The 20,276-nt window shown below is 59.8% G+C and carries 22 protein-coding genes and 1 pseudogene; 14 read left to right on the top strand and 9 right to left on the bottom strand.

Annotated features, from left to right (window positions below; translation table 11 throughout):
- Window positions 1-307: 307 nt before the first annotated feature.
- The 3 genes from I8E17_RS15085 to I8E17_RS15075 all read left to right on the top strand — a co-directional run bounded on the left by I8E17_RS15085 (window position 308) and on the right by I8E17_RS15075 (window position 2,812).
- Entirely contained in the window at window positions 308-856 is a 549-nt protein-coding gene (locus I8E17_RS15085; protein WP_069613351.1) for an invasion associated locus B family protein, read from the top strand.
- 286 nt (window positions 857-1,142) lie between these two features.
- Complete coding sequence (rlmN, locus tag I8E17_RS15080) at window positions 1,143-2,378, top strand: 23S rRNA (adenine(2503)-C(2))-methyltransferase RlmN (RefSeq protein ID WP_069613353.1); 1,236 nt, start codon at window positions 1,143-1,145, stop codon at window positions 2,376-2,378.
- A gap of 5 nt (window positions 2,379-2,383) precedes the next feature.
- Window positions 2,384-2,812 carry a hypothetical protein gene (locus tag I8E17_RS15075; RefSeq protein WP_069613354.1) on the top strand — a complete coding sequence of 143 codons (429 nt, stop codon included), beginning with the start codon at window positions 2,384-2,386 and terminating at the stop codon, window positions 2,810-2,812.
- On the opposite strand, the gene I8E17_RS15070 is transcribed toward I8E17_RS15075, so the two are convergent.
- A complete protein-coding gene (locus I8E17_RS15070; RefSeq protein WP_069613355.1) occupies window positions 2,796-3,437 on the bottom strand; it encodes a LysE family translocator in 642 nt (213 codons plus the stop codon). The genes I8E17_RS15075 and I8E17_RS15070 overlap by 17 nt on opposite strands.
- Window positions 3,438-3,611: 174 nt before the next feature.
- A complete protein-coding gene (locus I8E17_RS15065) occupies window positions 3,612-4,466 on the bottom strand; it encodes an SDR family NAD(P)-dependent oxidoreductase (RefSeq protein WP_069613356.1) in 855 nt (284 codons plus the stop codon).
- An 85-nt stretch (window positions 4,467-4,551) separates the two neighbouring features.
- On the opposite strand from I8E17_RS15065, the gene I8E17_RS15060 reads away from it, so the two are divergent.
- The 3 genes from I8E17_RS15060 to I8E17_RS15050 all read left to right on the top strand — a co-directional run bounded on the left by I8E17_RS15060 (window position 4,552) and on the right by I8E17_RS15050 (window position 6,416).
- Window positions 4,552-4,797: a type II toxin-antitoxin system ParD family antitoxin gene (locus tag I8E17_RS15060; protein WP_083258193.1), complete on the top strand. Its 246-nt coding sequence runs from the start codon at window positions 4,552-4,554 to the stop codon at window positions 4,795-4,797.
- Window positions 4,794-5,063: a type II toxin-antitoxin system RelE/ParE family toxin gene (locus I8E17_RS15055; RefSeq protein ID WP_229002031.1), complete on the top strand. Its 270-nt coding sequence runs from the start codon at window positions 4,794-4,796 to the stop codon at window positions 5,061-5,063. Before I8E17_RS15060 ends, I8E17_RS15055 begins: the two co-directional genes overlap by 4 nt.
- Before the next feature lie 129 nt (window positions 5,064-5,192).
- Entirely contained in the window at window positions 5,193-6,416 is a 1,224-nt protein-coding gene (locus I8E17_RS15050; protein ID WP_069613430.1) for an argininosuccinate synthase, read from the top strand.
- Window positions 6,417-6,490: 74 nt separating this feature from the next.
- Here the strand turns inward: I8E17_RS15050 and I8E17_RS15045 are convergent, their stop codons facing one another.
- Entirely contained in the window at window positions 6,491-6,973 is a 483-nt protein-coding gene (locus tag I8E17_RS15045) for a MarR family winged helix-turn-helix transcriptional regulator (RefSeq protein WP_069613357.1), read from the bottom strand.
- A 160-nt stretch (window positions 6,974-7,133) separates the two neighbouring features.
- On the opposite strand from I8E17_RS15045, the pseudogene I8E17_RS15040 reads away from it, so the two are divergent.
- Together I8E17_RS15040 and I8E17_RS15035 are read left to right on the top strand one after the other, a co-directional pair.
- Window positions 7,134-7,773: pseudogene (locus I8E17_RS15040) on the top strand (LysE family translocator).
- Between the two features lie 97 nt (window positions 7,774-7,870).
- Window positions 7,871-9,934, top strand: a complete 2,064-nt coding sequence (locus tag I8E17_RS15035) for a M3 family metallopeptidase (RefSeq protein ID WP_069613359.1) — start codon at window positions 7,871-7,873, stop codon at window positions 9,932-9,934.
- Window positions 9,935-10,008: 74 nt separating this feature from the next.
- Here the strand turns inward: I8E17_RS15035 and I8E17_RS15030 are convergent, their stop codons facing one another.
- Window positions 10,009-10,473, bottom strand: coding sequence for a MarR family winged helix-turn-helix transcriptional regulator (locus I8E17_RS15030; RefSeq protein ID WP_069613360.1), 465 nt, complete (start codon window positions 10,471-10,473; stop codon window positions 10,009-10,011).
- A 90-nt stretch (window positions 10,474-10,563) separates the two neighbouring features.
- Here I8E17_RS15030 and I8E17_RS15025 point away from each other — a divergent pair, with 90 nt between their 5' ends.
- The 4 genes from I8E17_RS15025 to ppa all read left to right on the top strand — a co-directional run bounded on the left by I8E17_RS15025 (window position 10,564) and on the right by ppa (window position 14,699).
- The gene (locus I8E17_RS15025; protein WP_069613431.1) at window positions 10,564-11,247 is read left to right on the top strand and encodes a glutathione S-transferase family protein; all 684 of its coding nucleotides are present in this window, start codon (window positions 10,564-10,566) and stop codon (window positions 11,245-11,247) included.
- Between the two features lie 232 nt (window positions 11,248-11,479).
- On the top strand, window positions 11,480-13,297 hold the full coding sequence (gene typA, locus I8E17_RS15020; protein ID WP_069613361.1) for a translational GTPase TypA: 1,818 nt from the start codon (window positions 11,480-11,482) through the stop codon (window positions 13,295-13,297).
- A gap of 199 nt (window positions 13,298-13,496) precedes the next feature.
- On the top strand, window positions 13,497-14,003 hold the full coding sequence (locus I8E17_RS15015) for an N-acetyltransferase (RefSeq protein ID WP_069613362.1): 507 nt from the start codon (window positions 13,497-13,499) through the stop codon (window positions 14,001-14,003).
- 159 nt (window positions 14,004-14,162) lie between these two features.
- Complete coding sequence (gene ppa, locus I8E17_RS15010; RefSeq protein ID WP_069613363.1) at window positions 14,163-14,699, top strand: inorganic diphosphatase; 537 nt, start codon at window positions 14,163-14,165, stop codon at window positions 14,697-14,699.
- Window positions 14,700-14,704: 5 nt separating this feature from the next.
- Here ppa and I8E17_RS15005 read toward each other — a convergent pair whose 3' ends face one another.
- Together I8E17_RS15005 and I8E17_RS15000 are read right to left on the bottom strand one after the other, a co-directional pair.
- Entirely contained in the window at window positions 14,705-15,022 is a 318-nt protein-coding gene (locus tag I8E17_RS15005; RefSeq protein WP_069613364.1) for a DUF167 domain-containing protein, read from the bottom strand.
- On the bottom strand, window positions 15,019-15,342 hold the full coding sequence (locus I8E17_RS15000) for a YggT family protein (RefSeq protein WP_085999183.1): 324 nt from the start codon (window positions 15,340-15,342) through the stop codon (window positions 15,019-15,021). The genes I8E17_RS15005 and I8E17_RS15000 overlap by 4 nt, the downstream gene beginning before the upstream one ends.
- A gap of 106 nt (window positions 15,343-15,448) precedes the next feature.
- On the opposite strand from I8E17_RS15000, the gene I8E17_RS14995 reads away from it, so the two are divergent.
- Both I8E17_RS14995 and I8E17_RS14990 read left to right on the top strand, forming a co-directional pair.
- Window positions 15,449-16,705 (top strand): MFS transporter, encoded by a 1,257-nt coding sequence (locus I8E17_RS14995; RefSeq protein ID WP_069613365.1) that lies wholly within the window; start codon window positions 15,449-15,451, stop codon window positions 16,703-16,705.
- Window positions 16,706-16,715: 10 nt separating this feature from the next.
- A complete protein-coding gene (locus I8E17_RS14990; protein ID WP_069613366.1) occupies window positions 16,716-17,345 on the top strand; it encodes a poly-gamma-glutamate hydrolase family protein in 630 nt (209 codons plus the stop codon).
- Here the strand turns inward: I8E17_RS14990 and I8E17_RS14985 are convergent.
- The 3 genes from I8E17_RS14985 to I8E17_RS14975 all read right to left on the bottom strand — a co-directional run bounded on the left by I8E17_RS14985 (window position 17,342) and on the right by I8E17_RS14975 (window position 20,266).
- Window positions 17,342-18,067, bottom strand: coding sequence for a glutamine amidotransferase (locus I8E17_RS14985; RefSeq protein WP_069613432.1), 726 nt, complete (start codon window positions 18,065-18,067; stop codon window positions 17,342-17,344). The two genes, I8E17_RS14990 and I8E17_RS14985, sit on opposite strands and share 4 nt — an antisense overlap.
- Complete coding sequence (locus I8E17_RS14980) at window positions 18,060-18,545, bottom strand: TerB family tellurite resistance protein (RefSeq protein WP_069613367.1); 486 nt, start codon at window positions 18,543-18,545, stop codon at window positions 18,060-18,062. The genes I8E17_RS14985 and I8E17_RS14980 overlap by 8 nt, the downstream gene beginning before the upstream one ends.
- 113 nt (window positions 18,546-18,658) lie before the next feature.
- Window positions 18,659-20,266, bottom strand: a complete 1,608-nt coding sequence (locus tag I8E17_RS14975) for a heme biosynthesis protein HemY (protein ID WP_113366664.1) — start codon at window positions 20,264-20,266, stop codon at window positions 18,659-18,661.
- Window positions 20,267-20,276: the final 10 nt, after the last annotated feature.

Genomic DNA, 20,276 nt, shown 5'->3' with positions numbered 1-20,276 from the left:
ATCCTCTCGGGTTTCCAGAGATTTATGAGACCTCCCTGATTTTAGCGAGGTCAAATTCTTGCCCGAATCTTTCTGTCTTAAATCGAAGCTGCAGGGTGGTACTTCATCATCCGGGTTTTCCAATTCCTTCTGATGCGTTTCAAGCTTTGCGCGATAACTGGATTGAAATGGCACGGGGCCGGTGGCGGCAGCGCTCCGTTGACGGTTTGGTAACCTGAATAAAGTCAAAATAAGGCAGCTCACGAGCACAGGCGTGCGTCAAACGAATCGCCATGAGCTCTGGACCGCAAGAAATCGGCAGGAAACCATGTTTGTAAAAAGCTTCGCAATCGCCCTCTCGCTCGTTCTGGCCGGAACCGGCATAGCGTCCGCGCAGACCAAGAAGCAGACGCAGGCAGCGGCGCCAGCAGCGCCGGCGGCTCCCACGCGCATTCAGCAGTTCGACGCCTGGGGTGCCTATTCCTACCAGTCCGCCGGCGGTAAGGTATGTTACGTTCTTTCCGTGCCGACGGCCAAGGCGCCGCCGACGGGCATTGACCATGGCGACAATTTCTTCATCGTGTCGCAGCGTCCGGGCCAGAACATCTCTTATGAACCGCAGGCAATGATGGGCTATCCCCTCAAGGAAAACTCGAAGGTCAACGTCACCATCGACAACAAGACCTTCGTGATGTTCACCAAGGACAAGGCCGCGTGGGTGGAGAACGCCGCGCAGGAGCCGGCACTGGTCGCCGCGCTGAAATCCGGCCACTCGCTGAAGGTTTCAGCAACCTCAAAGAAGGGTACTGCCACTTCCTACACCTATTCATTGAAGGGTGTGACGGCTGCGCTGAAGCAGATCGAAAACTGCAAGTAAGATCGAGGGCCGAAGGATCACGCAAATGTGATCTTCCTGCTGCCGCGACCGCAATGAGCAAGGCCGGTCAAGTCGACCGGCTTTTCGTTTTTGAAGGCAACCCTTGCTTTTGAGGGAAAGGGATGACGCGGGCGGAAATTAATGCTAAAGGCCGCGCCAACGATAGGTGTGCGGCAGATAGCTTGCCCCGCCACCGCATGAATCTTCAGATTTCCGTGCCTTGTCCGCATCCGCAGCTTTCGTCAGCTTTTGCGGCATCGCCGATGTGAACCGTTGGAACGATCCTATGTCCGCCACCGATGTCATAACCCCCTCAAGGCTCAAGCCGATGCCGGTATCGCAGCCCGTCGAGCTTTCGCCGAAGCCGTCGCTGATCGGTATGACACGCGAAGAGATGGGCGCGGCGCTCAAGGAAAAGGGCGTTGCCGACAAGCAGATCAAGATGCGCGTCAGCCAGCTCTGGAACTGGATCTATGTACGCGGCGTCTCCGATTTCGATGCGATGGCCAATGTGTCGAAGGACATGCGCGAAATGCTGAAGACGCATTTCACCATTGCGCGTCCCGAGATCGTCGAGGAGCAGGTTTCCAATGACGGCACGCGGAAATGGCTGCTGCGCTTCCCGCCGCGCGGCGCAGGCCGGCCGGTCGAGGTGGAAACCGTCTATATCCCGGAAGAGGGTCGCGGCACGCTCTGCATTTCCAGCCAGGTCGGCTGTTCGCTCACTTGTTCCTTCTGTCATACCGGCACGCAGCGTCTCGTGCGCAACCTGACGGCGGAGGAAATCCTGTCGCAGCTGCTCCTGGCGCGCGACCGGCTCGGCGATTTCCCGGATCGTGAAGCGCCTCAGGGCACGATCATGCCCGCCGAGGGACGCAAGGTCAGCAATATCGTCATGATGGGCATGGGCGAGCCGCTTTATAATTTCGACAGCGTCAAGACGGCACTGCTGATCGCCTCCGACGGCGATGGCCTGTCGCTCTCCAAGCGCCGCATCACGCTCTCCACATCAGGCGTCGTGCCGGAAATCTATCGCACCGGCGAGGAGATCGGCGTCATGCTGGCGATCTCGCTGCATGCCGTACGCGACGACCTGCGCGACATGCTGGTGCCGATCAACAAGAAGTATCCGCTGAAGGAGCTGATGGACGCCTGCCGCGCCTATCCCGGCCTGTCGAACGCACGGCGCATCACCTTCGAATATGTGATGCTGAAGGGCGTCAACGACAGCCTCGAAGACGCGAAGGGTCTGATCCAGCTGCTGAAGGGCATTCCTGCCAAGATCAACCTGATTCCCTTCAACCCGTGGCCGGGCACGAACTACCAGTGTTCGGACTGGGAGCAGATTGAGAAGTTCGCCGATTTCATCAATTCGGCCGGTTACGCCTCACCGATCCGCACGCCGCGGGGCCGCGATATTCTCGCCGCTTGCGGTCAGCTGAAGTCGGAGTCGGAACGCATGCGCAAGACGGAGCGATTGGCCTTCGAAGCCATGATGATCGCCAATCACGGCGAGGACTGAGATCGATGCTCCTTGGACTGCGCAGGCCGATACGCCTCTTGTGGGGCTATCTCGCCGCTTGCGCTCTCATGGGCTTCGTGCTCGCCTGCGCCGCCGTCTGGACGGTGCCAGAGACCGCGGCGCCCGAGCTTTTCGTTCTGACCATTGCGCTCACCAAGGTCGCGATGGTCGTCAGCATCCTGCCGTCTCTGGTGGTTATCCCCATTCTCGAATGGCGCGGCATGCGTCAATGGTATGGCTATGCAATTTTCGGCGCGACCCTATCGGCAGTCGCGTCCGTCCTGATTTCGGGCGGCATGGAAAGGCCGCAGACCCTTAATCTGATCACCGTTGCGGTCTGTTTCGCATTCCTGGGCATGGCCAGCGCCACGGTTTACTGGTGGATTGCCGGTAGGTTTGCGGGGCAGTGGTCCGGTTTCAACGAGCCTGAGTGAAGAAGATTTTCACCGCGAAGATGGAGAAGACGCCGGCAAAGGCGTAGTCGAGGCCGCGCATCACGCCGCGATTCCGCTGCAGCCAGGACGACAGACCGTCGGCGGCAAGAACGACGAGCATGTTCACCGGCATGCCGATGACGATGAAGAAGAAGCCGAGAAAGAGCAGCTTGTGCGTGACGGCAGGATCGCCGGCGGTCACGAACTGCGGCAGAAAGGTCATGAAGAAGATGATGACCTTCGGGTTCAGCAGATTGACCCAAAAGCCGTTGGAGATGTTTGCAAGCGGCGTTCCGCCGACCGTATCGACCTTCTTGACCGACAGGCTGGAACCGAAACGGATCGCCTGGATCGCCAGCCACAGCAGATAGGCGGCACCCCCGGTCTTCAGGACGGTAAAGGCGACCGGCGAAGCCGTGATCAGCGCGGAGATGCCGAAGGCCACGAGGCAGGTATGGACGACAACACCGAGCGTGGTGCCGAGTACGACGAAGAGCGCAGCCTTTTTACCCTGCGCCAGCGCGCGGCTGATCGATAGCGTCATGTCAGGACCGGGCGTCATCGCCAGCAGCAGGCTTGCGGCGGAAAAGGCAAGAAGGGTCGGCAGGCTGGGTATGAAATCCATAAGGGCTGCTCCGAAAGCCGGATTGAAGCATGTCGCGCAAAAGTGGGTAGCGGTTTTGCGAGACCGACATGCGCAAAATCAAGAACCTGAAGCACAGGAAGCGAATCTGAAAAATCGCGACGTGCTTTAGGATCTGTCCGTTCCGTTCTTATCGGGCTTTCGGTTGATTGCAAATCAATCCTTCTTTTCGAGGAAGGCCTTGAATTGATCGGCATAGTCCGGATGCCAGCGCGACAGCGGCGGCCGGTTCTCGACGATATCGCCGGCGGCCCAGAGCATGCGGCGTTCGTCGACCGGCCGAGCCACGTCGTTATCGGGGCAAAGAATGTAGAAATCGCCGCGCTTCAGGCTTTCCATCATGAACTCGACCGTTTGTTCCGGCGTCCAGGCGCCTGCCGGTTTTTCCCTTCGATCACCTTTTGTCAGACCTGTGAAGACGAAACCGGGGATGAGGAGATGGGCTGAAATCTTGGCGCCTTCCGTATTGCGCAGCTCATGCTGCAGCGCTTCGGTAAAGACCTTCACGCCCGCCTTCGAGACATTGTAGGCGGGATTGCCGGGGGGCGTGGTGATGCCCTGTTTCGAGCCGGTGTTGATGATCAGGCCCGGTTCACCATGCGCCAGCATGCCGGGTCCGAAGACGCGCGTGCCGTTGATGACGCCGAGCAGGTTGACGCCGAGGATCGCATCCCAGCCGGCCTGGGCGCTGAAAACGGACGTTTCCGGACCAATGCCCGCATTGTTCATCAACACATGTACGCGGCCGAAACGCTGCAGGACTGCACGCTCCAACGCTTCCAGCGCGTCTTTGCTGGCGACATCGGTCTCGATGGCCATGACATGCTCTTCGCCTGCGATCGTCTTGAGTTCAGCGCTAGCCTCGGCCAGGCGGTCGCCGCCGAGATCGGCGATGACGACGCTCATGCCCAGCGAGGCGAAATGTTTTGCGGCGGCAAAACCGATGCCGGATGCGCCTCCGGTGATGACGGCAACATTGGATTTCTTGAAAATGGCTTGAATATCGGTCACGAGCGGCGCCCTCCTCAGGCATTGTTCGGTCGCCGCCGAATATGGTACTTTCGGCAATCAAGTCAAACCGCCGGAGGTCGCGTCCGTGACAAAACATGTGTCCGTAGAGATCGACGAGCAGATGGATGCGTTTATCGGTGAGCAGATCAGCCACGGCAATTACGATTCGCCAAGCGAGGTCATCGACGCCGCGCTGAAATTATTGCGCAGCCGTGCGGAAATAGAAGCGATCGCTGCGGCGATCGCCGAAGGCGAAGCCTCGGGCGAACCGGAGGAGTTTGACTTCAATGAATTTATCGAAGGAAAGAGAAAGTTGCGCAATCAGCGATGAAGAAATTGGTCTTCTCGCCGAAAGCCACGTCCGACATCGATCAAATCTACGACTATACCGAGGAAAAATGGGGTTACGGGCAAGCGGAGGATTATGTCTTCGCTCTGCGTGATCGTTGTCATGCTTTGGTGGAGGGCATCGCACGCGGCCGCAAGATCAGCGGTATCAAACCAGATTGTCTCGCTCTCGCCTCCGGCTCACATTTATTATCTATAAAGATGTCGCTCAAACGGTCACGATCATCCGCATCCTGCATCAGCGAATGAACATCGGCGCTCATCTCTGAGAAACGTCCCGTTCGCGCTTCCCCTTGCGCCGCACGATAATCTCGCTAAAAGTTCCGCGATACAGCTTTGCGGGCCTTTCTCCTGGCCCGCCTCGAAACGGAACTCATCATGGCATCACATAAAGACGTGAAGAAAGTCGTTCTCGCCTATTCCGGCGGTCTCGACACCTCGATTATCCTGAAGTGGCTGCAGACGGAGCTCGGCGCCGAAGTCGTCACCTTTACCGCCGATCTCGGCCAGGGCGAAGAGCTGGAGCCGGCGCGCAAGAAGGCCGAAATGCTCGGCATCAAGGAGATCTATATCGAGGATGTGCGCGAAGAATTCGTGCGCGATTTCGTCTTCCCGATGTTCCGCGCCAATGCCGTCTATGAAGGCGTCTACCTGCTCGGCACCTCGATTGCCCGTCCGCTGATCTCCAAGCATCTGATCGAGATCGCCAGAAAGACCGGCGCCGATGCCATCGCGCACGGCGCAACCGGCAAGGGCAACGACCAGGTTCGCTTCGAGCTTTCGGCCTATGCGCTGAACCCGGATATCAAGATCATTGCGCCGTGGCGCGATTGGTCGTTCAAGAGCCGTACCGACCTCCTCGAATTCGCCGAGAAGCACCAGATTCCGGTTGCCAAGGACAAGAAGGGCGAAGCGCCTTTCTCCGTCGATGCCAACCTGCTGCACTCCTCGTCCGAAGGCAAGGTTCTGGAAAACCCGGCGCAGGAAGCGCCTGAATATGTGCACATGCGCACGATTTCGCCGGAAGCCGCGCCCGACAAGGCCACCATCATCAAGATCGGCTTCGAAAAAGGCGATGCCGTTTCGATCAATGGCGAGCGCCTGAGCCCGGCGACCTTGCTTGCGAAGCTGAACGAGTATGGCCGCGACAACGGCATCGGCCGTCTCGATCTCGTCGAGAACCGTTTCGTCGGCATGAAGTCCCGTGGCGTCTACGAGACCCCCGGCGGCACGATCCTGCTCGCGGCCCATCGCGCCATCGAATCCATCACGCTCGATCGCGGTGCCGCGCACCTCAAGGACGAGCTGATGCCGCGCTATGCCGAGTTGATCTATTACGGCTTCTGGTTCTCGCCGGAGCGTGAGATGCTGCAGGCGCTCATCGACAAGAGCCAGGAACATGTCGAAGGCGAAGTGACGCTGAAGCTCTACAAGGGCAATGTCATGGTCATCGGCCGCGAAAGCCCGAAATCGCTTTATTCCGACAAGCTGGTCACCTTCGAAGACGACCAGGGCGCCTACGATCAAAAGGATGCGGCAGGCTTCATCAAGCTCAACGCGCTGCGCCTGCGCACGCTCGCCAAGCGCAACCTGTCGAAGTAAGGTATTGAAATGAGAAATGGCCCGCTTCCGATCGCCGGAGGCGGGCTTCCTTTTTCCAGGATGGCGGTCTGGAATTAATCCACCGGCCGCAATTCGCGCTCGACTTCCGCCGGTGCTTCCGCCTTCTGCAGATTGCTGCGGAAAGCACACAGCGCGTCATGCAACTGAACCTGAAGGTCCGGACCGAAGCCCTGCGTCGCATTGCGCTCGACTTCGCAGACTTCACGGTCGATCTGCCGAAGCTTCGCGTCCGCAGATTCCGAAAGAACGATCCGCTTGGCGCGGCGATCGAGCGGGTCCGGCTGTCGTTCGATCAAGCCGCGCGCCTGCAGCTTGTCCAGAAAGGCGCTGACCGTCATCGGCTCCAGCCCCATCCGGGAGGCGATGTCGAGTTGGCGGCTGCCATTGATGGCGGCGACCTGCATCAGCGTCCGTGCTTCACCCGCCGTCAGCCCGAGCCCAGCGACAAGAATGCGTCGCTCGAAGGCCGCCCTGATCAGTCGGGCGCAATCGCTCACAAGAAAGGCGAGCGAATCCGTATTAATCCTGCTGTTCATAAGCGCTTCCCTACCTACGCTCTTTGTTTTTGGGCCCCACTACGTTCTTATTGATTTCATCCCACGAACACAACGGCTTCCTGGAACTTAAAACGGCCAGCTGCTTGACCGGATTCCACAGATTGCTACTCTCGCGCGATCACCAGCGGGATCACTCATCATGACGCAATCGCTCGTTGTCGGCGCCTTCCTCGCGGCGCTTTTCTATGTGCTTATTCCCGGTCCTGCCTTTCTGGCACTCCTCGGCATAGGTGCCGGCCAGGGCCGCAAGGCGGGTGCATTCTTCGTCAGCGGTCATCTGCTGGGGGATCTCGTCTGGTCGACGCTGGCCTTGGTCGCCATCGTCGGCGCCAAGACCATCGGCACCTTCGTCTTCGATCTGCTCGGTTTGCTGTGCGGCTTCTATCTCGCCTGGATCGGCTGGAGTGCCGTGACGGCCAAGCCGAAGGGTGACGGCAAGGCGCTCGTCAATGTCGATCGTCCGTTCCGTCGCGGCCTGATCTTCGGGGTGACCAATCCCAAGGGATATCCCGTTGCGCTGGCGACATTCACGGCGCTTGTCGCGGGCTCCGCCGGCGCTTTGACCTTCAGCGCTGCCGCTGCTACTCATCGTTTCCTTCGCCGGCTTTATAACGGCCGACCTCATCCTCATCAGCATCATCGGCGCGGGTGCCGTGCGGCGCTTCTATCGTGCGCATGAGCGGCTGATCGTGCGCTGCTCCGGCGTGCTTTTCATGGGTTTTGCGGCCCAGGCGCTCTGGCATGCTACGCCCGGTCTGCTCGGCTGGCGCAAGGCCTGATCGCGCCCATCAATTTGTACTCGCCTCGCCATACCAATTCGGCCGGGCCAGCCTTATATCGTGCTTCGGTCAGATGTCTGTCGAAAGGATGCCCCGCATGTCTTCCCAAACCACCGTCAATCCCGCGCTCACCGAATGGACCGGACATCAGGGGCTGCCGCGTTTCGATGCGGTAAAGGATACGGATTTTGCTCCCGCCTTCGATGCGGCACTTATATCGCATGAGGCCGAGATCGACGCGATTGCCGGCAATAGAGAGGCGCCGACCTTCGCCAATACGGTGACGGCGCTGGAGACCGCCGGCGACGAGCTGTCGCGCATCTCGGCGCTCTTCTGGAACAAGGCGGGTGCGCATACGAACGAGACCATCCAGGCGCTAGAGCGCGAGATCGCGCCGAAGATGGCGCGGCATTATTCCAAGATAGGCACGAACGCGGCGCTCTTTGCCCGTCTCGATGCGCTTTGGGAAAGTCGCGAAACCCTCGGGCTGACGCTTGAGGAAACCCGCGTGCTGGAGCGGCACTGGAAGGGCTTCGTCAAGGCCGGTGCCAAGCTGCCAAAGCCTGAGCAGGAGCGGCTTTCCGCCATCAACGAGAAGCTTGCCGGCCTCGGCGCGCAATTCGGACAGAACGTCCTGGCGGATGAAAAGAGCTGGGCGCTGCTTTTGTCGGAAGAAGCCGATCTCGCCGGTCTTCCCGACTATCTGCGTGAAGCGATGGCAGCGGCCGCGCGCGAACGCGGCGAGGAGGGCAAATATGCCGTTACGCTGTCGCGCTCGATCATCGAGCCGTTCCTGACGTCTTCCGAGCGCCGTGAGCTGCGCGAGCAGGCCTTCAGTGCCTGGGTGGCGCGTGGCGCCAATGGCGGCAAGACCGACAATCGTGAGATCATTCGCGAGACTCTGGCACTGAGAGCAGAGAAAGCGACGCTGCTCGGCTATGCCAATTTCGCCGAACTCAAGCTTGATAATACCATGGCGAAGACGCCTGATGCGGTGAATGATCTTCTGATGACCGTTTGGGCGAAGGCGGCCGCGCGTGCAGCAGAGGAGGAAAGGGATATTGCGGCGCTGATCGCCGAGGAAGGCCGCAACCATGAGGTCATGCCCTGGGACTGGCGGCATTATGCCGAAAAGATCCGGACCCGGAAGTTCGATTTCTCCGAAACCGAGCTGAAGCCATATCTGCAGCTCGAAAAGATCATTGCCGCCTGTTTCGATGTCGCCGGACGCCTGTTCGGCATCAAGGCTGTCGAGCAGAAGGGCGTTCCCGCCTACCACCCCGATGTGCGCGTCTTCGAGATCCGCGACTACTCCGACAAGCTCGTCGCCCTGTTCCTTGGCGATTACTTCGCCCGCAGCTCGAAGCGTTCCGGCGCCTGGATGAGCTCCTTCCAATCGCAGCACAAGCTGCCGCTGAGGAACGGCCATGTCGGCGAGCTGCCGATCATCTATAATGTCTGCAACTTCGCCAAGCCGGCGGAAGGCCGGCCGGCGCTGCTGTCGCTCGACGATGCCCGCACGCTGTTCCACGAATTCGGCCATGCGCTGCACGGCATGCTTTCGAACGTCACCTATCCCTCGGTTTCGGGCACAGGCGTTTCCCGCGATTTCGTCGAACTGCCATCGCAGCTCTATGAACACTGGCTGACCGTGCCCGCCATCCTCAAGGAATATGCCGTGCATTATGAGACCGGCGCCCCGATCCCGCAGGCACTGCTCGACAAGGTTCTGGCGGCCCGCACCTTCAATGCCGGCTTCAATACGGTCGAATTTACCTCTTCGGCATTGGTCGACATGGCATTCCATACGCGCGGCGCCGTCGAGGATCCGATGGCGGTGCAAGCGCAGGTGCTTGCAGAGATCGGCATGCCGAAATCCATCGTCATGCGCCACGCGACGCCCCACTTCCAGCATGTGTTTTCCGGCGACGGCTATTCGGCCGGCTATTATTCCTACATGTGGTCGGAAGTGCTCGACGCCGATGCCTTCGCCGCCTTCGAGGAAACCGGCGATGCCTTCAATCCGGATATGGCCGCGAAACTCAAAGGCAACATCTATTCCGTCGGCGGTTCGATCGATCCGGAAGATGCCTATAAGGCTTTCCGCGGCAAGCTGCCGAGTGCAGATGCGATGCTTAAGAAGAAGGGGCTGGCGGCCTGATCTTGCGTTCGGTACGCACAAAAGTCAGTCGTCAAAGGTCCACTTTGGCGATTGAGCTGATCTTTGCCGGTTAATCAGGATTTGCGCGCAAGCAAAGCCAGCAGCTCAGCCAATTGGCCGGCTTGCGCATCGTCCAGCTTATCGCCCACATGGCGTTGAAGTGCCGAGCCATAGACTGCCCACATGCGGCTCCGCATGGCACTTCCCGCTTCGGTGATAACGACCCAGCGACCCCGGCCGTCCTCGGAAAATATTTCACGATGAACAAGGCCGGCCTTTTCCATCCGGTCGAGAAGGCGGGAGAGATTATGCTGGGCGAGGAGCGTGCGCTCCTCGATCTCGTAGGGGCGCAACTTTCCTTCGGTGGCCTGCGTCAGCTCCCATAGCACGTCGTACCAGCCGAGTGGCGGCAGGCCGGCTGCCTTCAAATCCTGCTCGATCGCCGCAAGGACGATCTGTTGGGTGCGCATGAGGCGCACCCATGCTCGCGTCACTGCGGCGGAGGGCTTTAAAGGGGTAGCATCTGAACAATCGGACATGGATGCAATTACATCTACGTTGACCGGGCTGGCAAGCCTGGATATAGATGCAATTACATCTATCTTGAACTCGACCCAGGAGATTTGATCGTGTCCGACGCAAAACTGGTCCTTATCAGCCATTACCTTTGCCCCTACGTCCAGCGAGCAGCCATCACACTTGCTGAAAAGGCCGTGCCATTTGAGATCCGCTATGTCGACCTGTCGGCAAAGCCCGACTGGTTTCTGGCTATTTCCCCGCTCGGCAAAGTTCCGCTGCTGATCGTGCGGCAGGAGGACGGAGTGGAAACGGTTTTGTTCGAAAGCGCGGCGATCTGCGAATATCTCGAGGAAACCCAATCCGGCGCTCGGCTCCACCCGGCCGATCCGCTTACGCGTGCCCGCCATCGCGGCTGGATGGAATTCGGTTCTTCCATTCTTTCGGATTTGTGGGGCTTCGAGACCGCGAAGGACGAAGGAAGCTATGAAGCCAAGCGCAAGGCGCTGATCGATAAATTTGCTCGTGTCGAGGCGGAATTGGGAAATGGTCCGTTTTTTGCCGGACAGGCATTCAGCCTGGTCGATGCAGTTTTTGCGCCGATCTTCCGTTACTTCGATGTGTTCGACACCATCGCATCGACCGGCGTTTTTGACGGCCTACCGCGTGTCAAGGCATGGCGCACAGAGCTGGCATCGCGGCAAAGCGTGCGAGACGCGGTGACGCACGACTATCCCGAGCGCCTGAAGGCTTTCCTGCTCAATCATGATGCGTTCTTACTGAAACATGCCGCCTGACGGGATTGCGCAAATCCCGATCGAGGCGATTGCGTGCATCCGATTGGTGACGCGATAAAAGAGAGCTCGGCCGTCCAGGCGTGTAAGACTGACGTGTGAGGCACGAAAAGCCGGCATTCAGCCCCTTTCTCGCCTCCCCCCTTTCGCATTCGCGAAAAAAAGGGTATGAGCGCGCCAAATGCAATTGGCGTGTTACTGAAACACTGCGCCCCAGCCTCAGAGATTAAGACATATGGCACTTCGCAACATCGCGATCATCGCGCACGTTGACCATGGGAAAACCACCCTCGTCGACGAGCTCCTGAAGCAATCCGGCTCGTTCCGCGAGAACCAGCGCGTTGCCGAACGCGTCATGGACTCGAACGATCTGGAAAAGGAGCGCGGCATTACCATTCTTGCCAAGGCGACCTCGGTCGTCTGGAAGGACACGCGCATCAACATCGTCGACACTCCCGGCCACGCCGATTTTGGCGGTGAAGTCGAGCGCATTCTCTCGATGGTGGACGGCGCGATCGTTCTCGTCGACGCTGCCGAAGGCCCGATGCCGCAGACCAAATTTGTCGTCGGCAAGGCGCTCAAGGTCGGCCTGCGTCCGATCGTTGCGATCAACAAGATCGACCGTCCGGATGCCCGGGCAGACGAAGTCATCAACGAAGTCTTCGACCTCTTCGCCAATCTCGACGCCACCGACGAACAGCTCGATTTCCCGATCCTCTACGGTTCCGGCCGTAACGGCTGGATGAACTATTCGCCTGATGGCCCGAAGGAAGAGGGCCTTGGCCCGCTTCTTGATCTCGTTGTCAAGCACGTTCCCGAGCCGACCGTCGGCGAAGGCCCGTTCCGCATGATCGGCACGATCCTGGAAGCCAACCCCTTCCTCGGCCGCATCATCACCGGCCGCATCCACTCCGGCTCGATCAAGCCGAACCAGGCTGTCAAGGTTCTGGGTGCGGATGGCAACCTCATCGAAACCGGCCGTATCTCCAAGATCCTCGCCTTCCGCGGCATCGAGCGTCAGCCGATCGAAGAAGCGCAGGCAGGCGACATCGTCGCCATCGCCGGTCTTTCCAAGGGCACGGTTGCCGACACCTTCTGCGACCCGCAGGTCAGCGAGCCGCTGGTCGCGCAGCCGATCGACCCGCCGACCGTCACCATGTCCTTCATCGTCAACGATAGCCCCTATGCGGGCACCGAAGGCGACAAGGTCACCTCGCGCGTCATCCGCGACCGCCTCTTCAAGGAAGCCGAAGGCAACGTCGCGCTGAAGATCGAGGAAGCCGAAGGCAAGGATTCCTTCTACGTTTCGGGCCGCGGCGAATTGCAGCTCGCAGTTCTGATCGAAACCATGCGCCGCGAAGGCTTCGAACTTGCCGTGTCGCGCCCGCGCGTCGTCATGCACAAGGATGAGAACGGCCAGCTTCTCGAGCCGATCGAAGAAGTCGTCATCGACGTCGATGAAGAGCATTCCGGCATCGTCGTACAGAAGATGTCCGAGCGCAAGGCTGAAATGTCCGAGCTGCGTCCTTCGGGCGGCAACCGCGTCCGTCTCGTCTTCCTGGCGCCGACCCGCGGCCTCATCGGTTACCAGTCGGAACTTCTGACCGACACGCGCGGCACGGCCGTCATGAACCGCCTGTTCCACGACTACCAGCCCTACAAGGGTGAGATCGGCGGCCGCGTGAACGGCGTGCTGCTCGCCAATGAAGCCGGCGAAGCCGTGGCTTACGCCCTGTTCAACCTGGAAGACCGTGGCCCGATGATCATCGACGCCGGCGAGAAGGTCTATGCTGGCATGATCATCGGCATCCACTCGCGCGACAACGACCTCGAAGTCAACGTGCTGAAGGGCAAGAAGCTCACCAACATCCGCGCCGCCGGCAAGGATGAAGCCGTGAAGCTGACCCCGCCGATCCGCATGACGCTCGACCGTGCGCTTTCCTGGATCCAGGACGACGAGCTGGTGGAAGTGACGCCGAAGTCGATCCGCCTCCGCAAGATGTATCTCGATCCGAACGAGCGCAAGCGTTACGAGAAGGCCCGTCTGGCCTGATCATCCTAACCGAGCAATGCATTCGACCCCGGCCTTCGTGCCGGGGTTTTTATTTGTATGTTCGGTTTTTGAGCCCTGTCCTAAAGGTTAAAAAACCGTTAATTTTTGTCGATGATCCACGGATAAAGCCTGTGGGCAAACCTGCCATCTTTATGAATGAGGATGGTTAATTCGCATCGGTAAGACCAGAGTAGACGTTATGAAGACGTTGTCGATTGATGTTCGGCGGGCAGAACCCCATGATGCCCGAGCCATTTCAGAGGTGCACCGCCAGTCCTGGCAGTACACCTATGCCGGCATCATTCCACATCGCGCCCTTGGCCAGATGATCGAGCGCCGCGGCGAAGCCTGGTGGCGCAAGGCGACCAGCGGTCCGGCAACGCTGCTGGTTCTGGACGTTGCCGGTGAGATCGCAGGCTATGCCACGCTCGGCCTCAATCGTGCCCGCGCGCTGCCCCAGGAAGGCGAGATCTACGAACTTTATCTGCGCCCGCAATATCAGGGCCTCGGCCTCGGGCGCATGCTGTTCGGCGAGGCGCGCCGGCTTTTGAAGTCGCTCGGCTGCAAGGGGCTGGTCGTCTGGTGCCTTGAGGAAAACGAGAATGCCTACCGCTTCTATCGCGGGCAGGGTGGTGCGGATTTCTGCGAGGGCATCGAAACCTTCGACCACAGGCAGCTGCGCAAGATCGGCTTCGTCTGGCCTTGAGCGGCGCTGTAGCGCTTTAAATCTGCTGCATAATTTTATTCGTAGATCCCGATTTAAGGAATCATGCAGTAAATCCGCCTCTTTCCCGATGCGTTGTTGCGTTGCGGCATGAATCCTATTATTTGGCTGGCGGCAACCATCCTTATCTAGGGGACAAGCATGCGTATCGACGCGATTTCCATTGGCAAGAACCCGCCCGAAGACGTCAACGTCATCGTTGAAGTGCCGGTCGGCGGTCATCCGATCAAGTATGAAATGGACAAGGAGGCCGGCACGCTGGTCGTCGACCGTTTCCTCTATACGCCGATGACCTATCCGGGCAATTACGGCTTCGTTCCGCATACGCTCTCCGACGACGGCGACCCGATCGACGTGCTGATCGCCAACACCCGTCCGCTGGTTCCGGGCTGCGTCATCAACGTTCGCCCGATCGGCGTGCTGATGATGGAAGACAATTCCGGCAAGGACGAGAAGATCATCGCCGTTCCCGCGCCGAAGCTGACCATGCGCTATGACAAGGTCAAGGAATATACCGACCTGCCCGAGATCACGCTGAAGCAGATCGAGCACTTCTTCGAACACTACAAGGATCTGGAGCCCGGCAAGTGGGTCAAGATCTTCGGCTGGAAGGGTTCGAAGGAAGCTGGCGAACTCATCGTCGAAGCCATCGAGCGTGCCAAGAACACCAAGGCTTGATCTGATCAACCGCTTTCGGTTACGGCGCAAAGCCTGTTTATCAAATCCTCCGGTTCGCCCTCGATCCGGAGGATTTTTTTGCGTGCGGTGTCGCCGCCGATAAGGGCAAGCGTGGATTTGGGAATGCCGAGGCTTTTTGAAAGCAGGGCGACCAGCGCCTTGTTGGCCTTGCCTTTTTCGGGTGCTGCCGAAACGCGCGCCTTCAAATAGCATTCGCCGTCGGCGCCCGTTTCCAACCCATCGATCGCATCACGCCCGCCATTGGGCGTGAGCCGCACGGAAAGTCTGACGTGATCCGGAAAGGTCTGCCAGGCTTTGCTCACCGCAGGAACATGGGGACGATCGAATTCCACATCAGCGAGCGGATGAAGAAGATGATGAGCAGCAGGATGACCGGCGAGATATCGATGCCGCCGAGATCAGGCAGAATGCGGCGGATCGGGCGCAGGGCCGGCTCTGTAACCGCATAAAGGAAGTTGCCGACGGAGCTGACGAATTGATTGCTCGAATTGATGACGTTGAACGCATAGAGCCAGGAAAAGATGGCGCTGGCTATCAAGATCCAGGTATAAAGATTCAAAGCCAGATCAATGGTTTGAAATAAGGCGAGCATATCCGTCTCCAATTCGCGGTTGACAGACATGTAGACATTGGCGACTAAACGGGCAAGTCCCATGCTCCGAAGCATGTTGAATCATGTTTAAAAGGCCGGCATTTGCGCTAGCGGCCACGTCGGAAAGTCTCGTTCCATGTCGTTCGCTGCCAGCGGAGACCGGTTTGCCGCCTTCAGGCACGTTGCCTATAGCTATTTCTTCTTCGCGCGGTTTTTGACGGCCTTTGCCACGCAGGTCGTCAGCGTCTCCGTCGGCTGGCAGATGTATGAGCACACCGGCCAACCGATCTATCTCGGTCTGATCGGTCTCGTGCAGTTCCTGCCGTCGCTGCTGCTGATCCTGGTGACGGGCACGGCTGCGGACCGCTACAACAGGCGGCGGATTTCCGCGATCTGCATTTTCGTCGGCACCCTTTGTGCGGCTGCCCTGCTGTTCCTGACCGTATCTGGCACCTTCGCGCCGCTGCCGGTATTTCTGATCCTCACGGTCTTCGGCATAGAACGCGCCTTCATGACGCCGGCCATGCAGTCGCTTGCGCCCAATCTAATCCCGCCCGAAGACCTGACGAACGCGATCACCTGGAATTCGATGTCGTGGGATGCGGCCGCCATCCTCGGTCCTGTTGCCGGCGGCCTGCTTTACGGCGCCGGTGCCAATGTCGCCTATACCGTTGCCGTGCTTTTCTTTGCGGCCGGCTCGGTGCTGACCTTTCTGATCCCGAAACCGCAGCAGCGGGTTGCGCATGAGCGGCGAAGCCTCAATGAAATGCTCGCCGGTTTCCGCTTCATCTGGTCGGAAAAAGTGGTGCTCGGTGCGGTCTCGCTGGATCTTTTCGCCGTACTGCTCGGCGGCGCGGTCGCGCTGATGCCCATCTATGCGCGCGATATCCTGACGCTCGGGCCTTGGGGTCTCGGCATGCTGCGCGCGGCGCCAAGCTTCGGCGCGATCGCCATGGGCCTTTTCCTGGCAACCTATCCTATCCGCAATCGCGCCGGTATCTGCATGTTTGCCGGCGTTGCCATGTTCGGCTTGGGAACCCTGATCTTCGGCATCTCGCATACGCCGTGGCTGTCGATAGCGGCTCTCGCCATCATGGGCGCATCCGACCTGATCTCCGTCTATGTCCGCGAAACGCTGATTACGCTCTGGACGCCGGATCACGTGCGCGGCCGCGTCAATGCCGTCAACATGGTCTTCGTCGGCGCGTCGAACGAGCTCGGCGAGTTCCGCGCCGGCACCATGGCGCATTACTTCGGCGCGATTCCCGCCGTCGTCATCGGAGGACTTGGCACGCTGACCGTCGCCATTCTTTGGGCCACAGGTTTCCCGCAGCTGCGCCGCATCGACAGCCTGAACGCGCCCGATCGTGACGGCGAGCCGCAACCGGCTTGAGGATTGTGCGATGACAAGGAAGCCGGATCGATACAATTCGTTTTCGGCGCTTCGCGAGCATGAAATCGAGGGCTTCGGCTATCGTATCCATCTCGAGGATCGATCATCGCATGTCGCCGTCATCGCTCCCCATGGCGGTTTCATTGAGCCCGCCACATCCGAGATCGCTCTGGCGATCGCCGATGAGAGGTACTCACTTTATCGTTTCGAAGGGCTCGATGCGGCGAGGCTTCATCATGAGCTGCACATCACCGCCGAAAAATTCGATGAACCGATAGCAAACGGCTTGGTGTCCAGTTCGTCGATCGTCGTCGCCGTTCATGGGCGAACGGATCGGGACGATCCGCTGACGAGCTGGATCGGCGGTCTCGACACATCGCTTCGCGACCGGATCGTCGAAGCGTTGCGGCTCAATGGTTTTGCGGCGGCGGCGAGAGTGAAAGGCGAGGCGCTTGCCGGAGCTTCCACCGGCAATATCTGCAATCGCGGCAAGCGGCAGGCCGGCGTCCAGCTCGAAATTCCGAGAGGCGTCAGGGATATTCTTATGAAAGACGCACAAAAGATGGAGCGATATGCGTCTGCGATCCGTAGCGCGATCGATGAATTCGATCGCGTGCTTTCGTCAGGCGAGGGCCTTTAGGCCGCCATCGCCTGCTTGCCCTCGAAGACGAGATCGAGGAATTCCGATAGCCAGGCCTTGAGAGCTGCGTCAAAGATCATGCGGCCTTCGAGATGCTCGCGGCCCTGCTGGGCGTTCGGCATGCAGAAGCGGTGCTCGCCATGCACGACCCAGCGCTGCATCATGGCGCGCGTGAGCTCGGCATGAAACTGCAGACCCCAGGCATTGGCGCCATAGCGAAAGGCCTGGTTGGGATAGGTCTCCGCTGTCGCGAGCAGGTCGGCGCCATGCGGCAGCTCGAAGCCCTCGCGATGAAAATGGTAGACCATCTGCGGCCAGCGCATCAGCAGCCGACCTTTTTCCGTCGGTTGCAGAGCATACCAGCCGATCTCGGTTTTGCCGTCGTCGCGCGCCTTCACCTTGGCGCCGAGATGGCGGGCGAGCAGCTGTGCCCCGAGGCAGATGCCGAGATAGGGGCGGTTTTCCTTAAGCGGTACTTTCAGCCAGTCGGTCTCGTCCCTGATGAAGTCATCCGGGTCGTTGGCGCTCATCGGGCCGCCGAAGATGACGGCGCCGGCATGCGCCTCGAGCGTCGAAGGCAGGGGATCGCCGAGGACCGGATGGCGGATATCGAGATCGTAGCCTTTTTCCAGCAGCATCTGGCCGACACGGCCGGGGCTGGAACGCTCCTGATGCAGGACGATCAATATAGGGCGGCCGGCGCTCTTCGGCGCTTCAATCATCATTGCCTGTCTCCACCCTCGGACCGGGTGCGCGTGCGGCTGCTTCCTGGCGCTTCATGATGCGCTCGCGATCGGAAATGCCCATGAGGTCGGCGATCCGCCAGATTGCATGATCTTCCATCTCGCTGCGCTCGCCATCGGCATAGACGATGTCCCAGAGGATGCCGAGCAGTTCGAGCCGCTGCGTGCTGTCGAGATGACGCTTCAGATCTGAGGTAAAGCGATAATAATCGACCGCCTCGCTTTCCGCTTCCTCGCCGGCAGCGATCAGCTGGTCGAGCTGGCGGCCATCAAGACCATACTGGTCCTTGAGGAGCTTGCGCAGCCGTTTCTTTTCGCTGTTCTCGATCTTGCCGTCCGCCTCCATGACCTGGATGCACAGGGCCGCCACCGCGACACGCGGGTCGTCGGGTGCGAAGCCGGATCTGGGGTGGTCCTGGGTCAGGTTATGAAGGAATTCCTGAAAGCGTTCGAACATGCGTTTCCATTCTCAAAACGGGCGGAGCAGGGTTCTTGGGCCACCATGCTCTATCTTTTTATCTTCCCGCAATTCCGGACGTAAAACCGCCGCGCAGTTTTGCCGGAATTGCTCTAAAACAGCTTGAGCCGCGTCTTGGGTTCCGGTTCAAGCTTATGATCCTTCACGCCCGGATCATCAGGCGCACCACCGAAGAAGGGCCGGGGTTCCTCACCTTGCTGCGCCGGCTTTGGCGCGGCCTCGGAGGGGCTTGAAGCGGGTTTCGCCACGGCAGGTTCCAATTCCATGACATAGGTATCGGCGGCCGGCGATGCAACTTTCGGTGAACTTGGCTTTGCCGCCGCGGTTGCGGTGGGGGCCTCGCGCACCGGCGGCAGCGATTTCAGCGCCGCATCGACCGACACCGTGGAGCCTTCTTCCACCGGCCCATCGATCTGGCCGAAGGGCGCCTTCCATTCGAAGGCATCGAGACGGCCCGTGATCGGCGACAGCGGCAGCCATTTTTCCGAGACGAAGCCATCGGCAACCCAGGCCGGATCGCGCGGCGCGCGCAGCGCCTGCGCCATCCAATGGCGGATACGGCCCTGATCGCCGGTTTCGGCCTCTTCGATGTCGGCGAGAAGCAGAAAAGCGCCTTCGCGCGCATCGATCCTTGCGGCTGCTTCTGCCTTGGCACGAGCCCTGGCAAAATCGCCGGCATCCATCGCCGCCTTTGCGGTCAACAGCAGAGCTTCGACATTGTTCGGGCGGATCGCCTCCAGCCGCTCGGCGCGCTTTAAACGGTCAAGAACGGAATCGCCACTGCGAGCTCGTACATAGGCCCTGCCGACTTCGGGATGCGGCTGCGCCTTCCAGACCTGCTCGAGGATGGAGGCAGCCTTGCGCACCTTGTCTTCGCGGAACAAGGCCTTGGCCGCGATCAGCGCGGCGGGCACGAAATCATCCACAAGCTTCAACGCCGCCAAAGCATCGTCGCGCGCGCCTGTCGGATCGCTCTCCAGCTTGTCGTTGGCGCGGGCCGTCAGCAGCACGGCGCGTTGACGGTTGGCCGTGGTCTTGTCGACGACATGAGCGACCTTCTGCTGGTCCAGCAGCTTGATGGCATCATCCCAGCGGCCGGCCTGGCTGCGATATTCAAATGTCGCCTGCGCCGCCCATGGCAGGTAGGGCGCCTGGTCGGCGGCTTTTTCGGCATATTGCCGCGCTGCTTCATGCGCGCCAAGGCGCTTGGCTTCGAGATAGAGGCCACGCAGGCCAAGCTCGCGCGTTTCCGGATCATTGGCCATCTGTTCGAACTTCTGACGGGCCTCGTCATGCTTGCCTTCGATCAGGGCAGCCTGGGCTTCAAGCAGGTTGATGAGCGGCTCCTGGTCGGAGCGGATGAGGCCGCGGGTGCGCGCCGCCATCTTGCGGGCGAGCAGCGAATTGCCGGCGCCGGCGGCGATCAGGCCCGTCGACAACGCTTGATAGCCGCGATCGCGCTTGCGGGCGCGGAAATAGCGAGTAACGGAATAAGGCGAAGTCCAGATCAGCCGCACGAACCACCAGACGATCATGACGGCGGCCACGATCGCAATCAGGATCGCGGCGGCCACGATCAGCTTCGTCTGGTAAAGCTGCCCTTCCCAAACCAGCGAGAGATCGCCCGGGCGATCCGCGAGCCACGAAAAGCCATAGCCGAGAGCCAGAACGAGAATAGCGAAGATAAGCAGTCTGATCATTGCTACACTC

The sequence above is a fragment of the Rhizobium sp. AB2/73 genome (genome assembly GCF_020871915.1).
Classification (GTDB): Bacteria; Pseudomonadota; Alphaproteobacteria; order Rhizobiales; family Rhizobiaceae; genus Rhizobium; species Rhizobium dioscoreae.
Note: the sequence above shows the minus strand (reverse complement) of the source record. Positions and strands in the feature narration are given on the sequence as shown.